The 6,928-nt window shown below is 72.9% G+C and carries 3 protein-coding genes; all 3 read left to right on the forward strand.

Going from position 1 to position 6,928, the window contains the following annotated elements:
• Positions 1-71 precede the first annotated feature (71 nt).
• The 3 genes from AC07BF_RS29510 to AC07BF_RS29520 all read left to right on the forward strand — a co-directional run bounded on the left by AC07BF_RS29510 (position 72) and on the right by AC07BF_RS29520 (position 6,827).
• Complete coding sequence (locus tag AC07BF_RS29510) at positions 72-1,805, forward strand: ABC transporter ATP-binding protein (RefSeq protein ID WP_363632212.1); 1,734 nt, start codon at positions 72-74, stop codon at positions 1,803-1,805.
• Positions 1,790-3,589 carry an ABC transporter ATP-binding protein gene (locus AC07BF_RS29515; RefSeq protein ID WP_478318638.1) on the forward strand — a complete coding sequence of 600 codons (1,800 nt, stop codon included), beginning with the start codon at positions 1,790-1,792 and terminating at the stop codon, positions 3,587-3,589. The genes AC07BF_RS29510 and AC07BF_RS29515 overlap by 16 nt, the downstream gene beginning before the upstream one ends.
• A 349-nt stretch (positions 3,590-3,938) precedes the next feature.
• Complete coding sequence (locus AC07BF_RS29520; RefSeq protein ID WP_478318640.1) at positions 3,939-6,827, forward strand: trypsin-like serine protease; 2,889 nt, start codon at positions 3,939-3,941, stop codon at positions 6,825-6,827.
• Positions 6,828-6,928 lie beyond the last annotated feature (101 nt).

Consider the following 6,928-nt stretch of genomic DNA (forward strand, 5'->3'; position numbering starts at 1 on the left):
AGTGACCAATGTGTGGCCGGGGCCCTGATCGGCCCCGGCCACCGGTCCCGATTGCCCTCCTGGAGGAGAGGATGACGACGTCGACAAGATCGGTCCCCCGCCTGCTGGCGGCGGCAGCCCTGGAGGCCCGGGGCTGGTTCGCCCTCGCCGTACTGGCGTCGATCACGGATGCGGCGGTGACGCTGGCGACCCCCGCCCTGCTGGCCCGGGCACTCGACGACGCCCTGGCCCACCGTCCGCTGACCGGGCCGGTATCGGCCCTGGCGGCGGCGTTCGCGGTGGCGACGGGCGTCGCGGTGGTGCACGTGGTGGCCGCGGGAACGAGTGGGGCGGCGGCCACCGGCTGGTTGCGCCGCGGCCTCGTCCACCGGGTGCTGGGCGCGGGACTCGCCGGGCAGCGCCGGCACGCTGCGGGGGATGTCACCGGCCGGCTGGTCGGGAGCTGCGCCGAGTCCGGGCACGCCGGTCTCACCGTGCTCGACACGGTCATGTCGGTGGCCACCTCGATCGTGGGCGTGGTGTCCCTGTGGCTGATCGACTGGCGACCCGCGGTGACCTTCCTGCTCGGCCTGCCGCCGGTGTACGTCGTCCTGCGGTTGTTCTTCCGCCGGAGTTCGTCGGCGCTCACGCGCTATCAGGAGTTGCAGGGACAGATCGCGGACCGGTTGATCGAGGCCTTGGGCGGCGTCCGGACGATCCGGGCGAGCGGCACCGTGGCAGCGGAGACGACCCGCGTGCTGGAGCCGCTGCCCGAGCTGTCGAAGACCGGCCTGCTGACGTGGCATCTGCAACGCGCCACCGCCTGGCAGATGGGCCTGTTGCTGCCGGCGATCGAGATCCTCGTCCTCGCCGTGAGCGGATACGGGGTGGTCGCCGGGCGGATCTCCTCGGGGGAGCTCGTCGCCGTCACGGGGTACGTCGCGATCGCCCTCGGACTTCTCCAACAGGTCGACGCGGTGGGTGAGTTGGCCCACTCGGTCGCGGCGGGCCGCCGGGTCGCCGAGGCCGTGGGCCAGCCCGTGACCCTGGCGGGGGAGCGGGGATCGGACGGATCCACCGCCGGATGTGCGGTCTCCTTCCGCGGGGTCCGCGTGCTCGCCGGGGACCGGGTGGTGCTCGACGGAATCGACCTGGAGATCCCGGCCGGAACGGCGCTGGCCGTGGTCGGGGCGTCGGGCGGGGGAAAGAGCAGCCTCGCCGCGCTGGTCGGGCGGCTCCACGACCCGGACCAGGGCGCGGTGCTGCTCGATGGCGTACCCGTGACGGAGTTCACGGCAGATGAACTCTCCCGTCGCGTGGCGTACGCCTTCGAACGGCCCGCGCTGTTCGACGACACCATCCGCGCCACGATCGCGCTCGCTCGTCCGGAGGCGACGCAGTCCGTGATCGAGGCCGCCGCGCGGGCCGCCGGCGCCGATGACTTCATCCGACGGCTTCCCGACGGATATGACACCCGCCTGGCGGTTGCTCCGCTGTCCGGCGGTGAGGCACAACGGCTCGGACTGGCGAGGGCGTTCGCCCAGGACAGCCGGGTGGTCGTGCTCGACGACGCGACGTCCAGCCTGGACACGGTGACCGAGGCGAGGGTGACGCAGGCGTTGCACAGCGCCTTCACCGGGCGGACCAGGATCATGGTCGCGCACCGCGCTTCCACGGCGGCCCGTGCGGATCTGGTGGCCTGGCTGGCGGACGGCCGGATCAGAGCCGTGGCGACCCATGCGGAGCTGTGGAGCGACCAGGAGTACCGGGCGCAGTTCGCCGCGGCTTCGGAGAGTGTGGAGGAGGAGACGTGTCCGATCCCGTGACCACGCGCCCCGGCTGGCGGATGCTGGGGCGCCATCTGCGCAGCCGCGGCGGCGTCGTCGCCGCGGTGCTGGCGCTGTCCGTGCTGGAGGCGTTGCCGGTTCTGCTGTCCGGGCTCCTGATAGCGCGGGCCCTGGACCGGGGATTCCTGGCCGGGCGCCCGCTGGTGGGCCTGGCCTGGCTGGCAGTGCTGGGCGTCGCCATGGTGCTCCGGGCTGCTGTGACCCGCCAACTCCTGCCCAGGCTGGGCGTGCTGGTCGAGCCGTTGCGGGACGCACTGGTGAGCTCGGTGGTCTCCGCCACGCTCCGGCGCGGGGTCGCCGGCACGGCCCGCTCCGACGGGGCGAGCGTGGCCCGGCTCACCGGACAGGTGGAGACCGTACGGGCACTGGTCTCCGCGCTGCTGCGCTCGGTCCGGCAGGTCGGCGTGTCACTGGTGATGGCCCTGGTGGGGTTGGCGGCCCTCGCTCTGCCGGTGGCGGCCATCGCCGGGGTGTCGGTGGTCCTCACGCTGGCGGCGTACATGCCGCTGCTGCGCGTCCTGAGCCGGCGTCGACGGGCCTTGCTGATCGCGGACGAGCGACTGGCCGCCGAGGCCGGTCAGACCCTGGCGGGCCTGCGTGATCTGGTGGCCGCCGGCGCGCGCGGTCGGGCTCGGGAGCGGCTGGACGTCCTGATCGGCGAGTGGGAAGCGGCGTCGCGGGCCGTCGCGCGGACCGGCGCGGTCAGTGCGCTGCTCGTCTCGGCGGGCGGAAAACTGCCGGTGCTGGCCGTGTTCGTGATGAGCCCGTGGCTGCTGGCCGGACACGGACTGACGGTCGGCGCGCTGGTCGGCGCAATCGGCTACCTGCTGACCACCATCGAGCCCACGCTGCGCTCGATGGTCGATGTCATCGGCTCCTGGGGAATCCAACTCCACACGGTGCTACAGCGGTTGGGCGAGGCCGATGTCCCGTCCGAACCGGCCCCGCGCCACCCTGCCCACCCGCCCGCCGAAGCCGGCCCGGCCGAGGCCGCCTCGGCCGGCGCCGACCTGGTCATCGACCGCCTGACCTTCGGTTACGGCCCGCACGCCGAGCCGGTCATCCGCGACCTCACGCTCGCCGTGCCCGCCGGCGCCGTGCTGGTCGTGGTGGGCCCCAGCGGCATCGGCAAGTCGACCCTGGCCAACCTGCTCGCCGGGTTGGCGACGCCCGGCGCCGGGCAGGTCCGGATCGGCGGCTTCCCCGTGGACCGGCTCGGCGAGGACTGGCTGCGCCGCCACGTCGTACTGATCCCCCAGGAGGCGTACATCTTCACCGGGACGCTCCGGGAGAACCTCTGCTACCTGCGCCCCGAGGCCGCGGACACCGAGCTCGCCCGGGCCGCGACCGCCGTCGGTGCCGACCGCCTGATCGGCCGGCTCGGCGGCCTGGACACCCGGCTCGGTGTGGGCGGGGCCGTTCTGTCGGCCGGCGAGCGGCAACTGCTGGCGCTGGTCCGGGCCTACGTCTCGGACGCTCGCGTGGTGCTGCTCGACGAGGCGACCTGCCACCTCGACCCGGGTGCGGAGGCGCGGGCGGAGCTGGCCTTCGCGCGGCGCGGCGGCACCGTGGTCGTCATCGCGCACCGGATGAGCTCGGCCCTGCGCGCCGACCGCATCCTGCTGATGGACGCCGACCGGACGCTGAGCGGCACCCATTCGCAACTGCTCGCCGCCTCACCGCGCTACGCGGACCTCGTCGGCTACTGGACCGGCTCGCACGCGGACACGAGGGACCAGCACACCACGGCCTCGCCGGCGTGAGCGCTCGCCTCGCGCGCATCCGTGCGTCCGTGCATCCGTGCGTCCGGGCGTCCGAACCACGGACCGGCAAGCGTTCTTGGCCGGCCCGCACCCGCTCTGAACTGCGCGTTCACCCCCACCCGTAGGCACGGGTGAGGGGGCGCCGAGGCGCCCCGCAGTTTCGAGCCCCGGGGAGTTCCCGTTGGTCCACCACATCGAAGATCCGGCCCGCCGCAGGGGCAGGTGGCGAAGGCCGCTCGTGGCCTTCGCCACCGCGACCGCCGTCGTGGGAGTGCTCGCGGCTCCCGGCATCGCGCCCGTGGCGAACTCCTTCGGGAGCCCTTCACCCTTCTTGTCCTGGCATCAACTGATGGCCATCCAGGGCCAGATGAACGAGACGGCTTCGGCCGTGGAGCAGGTGTCGGGTCGGATCGGCAGCCAGGCCCTCGCCGGCGTGGTCGCCGCCCCCGAGACGAAGCACCTCACGGTCTACTGGCACGGCGAGCTGACGCCCGAGGTCCGGGCGGTCGTCGCGCACAGCCCGGTGCGTGTCGACGTGAAGTCGGCGCCGCACAGTGCGCAGGACCTGAAGGACGCCTCGCGCGAGGTGACGCGCATCGCCGATTCCGCCGGAGTGCGGATCACCGACGTGGCGATGCCGCAGGACGGGAGCGGCCTCACCGCGACCGTGGTGGGCGGTGAGGCCGACGCACAGCGGCTGCGGCGGGCGGTGGCGTCCGTGAGCGTTCCGGTGACGGTCGAATCGAACGGCACGGAGTCGATCAGCCTCGGCGAACCCTCGCGCCGGAGCGATCCGGGCGCCGGCGGCACGCAGATCATCTCACCGTTCTGCAGCACGGCGTTCGCGATCAACTACCGCGGCGAGGACGCCATGCTCACCGCGGACCACTGCTTCATGCCGAACAACGAGACCAACGTCCGGTACGGCGTGGACGACACGGGCGGACAGGGGCCGGCGATCGGCACCCGGATCTCGCCCCACATCGTCCGCCAGGACGAGAGGGGGCCCGTCTACCTCGACGCGGCCGTCATCAAGCCGTCCTCGGGCATCACGATGGACCAGCAGATCTGGACGGGCGGCGCGGCCGACCAGTCCAGCATCTCGCAGACCAAGAAGTGGGTGAGCGCCGCGCAGGTGGCGCACGAGGGGAACTGGATCTGCAACGAGGGCGCCCGATCGGGCGAGATCTGCAACATCCAGGTCACCACCAAGGTGACGGACTACTACGCCAAGGGCCCCGACAACCTGGGCGGCGACATCGAGCACCACTACATGTACGGGTGGAAGGCCCTCAAGCAGTTCACCGCCGCCGACAACTCGTCCATCGCGGCCCGCAGGGGTGACAGCGGCGGCCCCGTCGTGCTGGGCGGCGGCCCGGACCTGCCGGGGGCGCCGCCCAACATCACGGCCCTGGGCATCGTCTCGGCCACCACGGGTGGAACCTGGAGCTGCAAGACGCCGGGGAAGACGATGGCGACCACCTGCGCGGGCGGCATCATGTTCGTCGGCCTGGAGGACGCCCTCCCCATGCTGGGCGCCAAGATCGGCGTTCGCGACTGGAGCACCGGGCACCTGAGCTGGGAGGACTTCGGCGGGGGCGGCGGGGGCGTGGCGATGGGCTCCGACCCCAAGCCGCACGACCACACCGAACTGGTCGACGGCAACGGCGCGGCGATGGCCTACGACCTGCCGAGCGGCCGGCTCGTCGGCACCCAGCCCGGTGACCCGCGGGCCGACTGGGAACTCCTCCAGACGACGGACGGCGGCTGGATGTTCCGGAACCTCGCCGCACCGAACGAGTACCTCGGTCAGTCCGCCGACGTCGGACTCCAGATGTCGGACTGGGAGGGCGGCCACTGGTACTTCCACCTCCAGATCAAGGGCGGGAACTGTCTCGCGCTGTGGCCCGGTACGAGCGTGCCGAACAGCATCGCGACACCCGGCAACGCCCCGTGCGACCACAACGACGAGAACCAGCTCTTCAAACTGGTGCCGGTCGGCGACGAGGACGCCGACCTGCCGAGCACGCCCGGCCCCCCGCCCGCGGACAGCCTGCACCTGCCGTCCCAGCAGCCGCCGGTGAAGCCCTCCGGGCCTTCCGTGGACGCGGCCTACTCCTTCCTCGCCCAGCGCCTCGACGCCCACGGCACCGGCAGCACGCTGCGCGTGCCCCGCAGCTACCAGGGCGGGCACTTCGAGGACCCGAAGCTGTTCGGCCCGGACGGCTTCCAGGCCTCCTTCACGTACGACAACGCGCTCGTCATCACCGCGTTCCTGCAACGCGGCGGAACCGACGACGTCGCCCACGCCACGGCGCTCGGCGACAGCCTGCTGTACGCGCAGGCCCACGACATCACCCCGGACGGCCGCATCCGCGCCTCCTACGAGCCGGACCCCTTCGTCAAGACCCCCTCCGGCGAGCCGTACGTCGGCGGGTTCTCCGTCTACACCGGGAACATGGCCTGGGCCGGCATGGCGCTTACCCGGCTCTACCGGGTGACCGGCCAACAGCGCTTCCTGGACGGGGCGTTGAAGGCCGCCAACTGGATCCAGAACAACACCGCGGACACCCGCGGCGCCGGCGGCTACACCGGCGGCCTGCGCAACGACGACGGCACCGGCCAGACGATGGTCCCGCTCACCTGGAAGGCCACGGAGCACAACATCGACACCGGCGCCTTCTTCGCCATGCTCGCCGGCGTCACCGGCGACGCGGGCTGGGCGCAGCGCTCCACCAACGCCTTCCGGTTCGTGAAGTCCGTGCAGGCCGCCAACGGCCACCTGTGGACGGGCACCGGCCTGGACGGGGTGACCACCAACGACGACGTCGAGCCGGAGGACGTGCAGACCTGGAGCTACCTGGCCACCCTCGACCCGTCCTACGCGCCCGCCGTCGACTGGGCGGCCGGGCGGATGGCGGCCACCGACGGCCCGTACAGCGGGGTGGGCTTCAGCGGTAAGGACACCAGCGGCGTCTGGTTCGAGGGCACCGCCCACCTGCTGGCCGCCTACCAGGTCCGCCGCGCGGACGGCGACGCCGCGAAGGCGGCGGTCCTGATGGCGACCTTGCAGAAGGCCCAGAGCGGCGCGGCCAACACGGACGGCAAGGGCATCGTCGCCGCCTCGCACGACGGCCTGGACACCGGGGAGGGCGACTTCTACTACTCCTCCCTCCACACCGGGGCGACCGCCTGGTACGTGATCGCCGCGCAGGGCGGGAACCCCTTCCGCCTGTGACCGGGAGTGGGGGGGGGGGGGGGGGGGGGGGGGGGGGGGGGGGGGGGGGGGGGGGGGGGGGGGGGACGGAGAACACGAGAGCGAGGGGGGGGGGGGGGAGG

This window comes from Kitasatospora sp. NPDC043950, assembly GCF_056435345.1.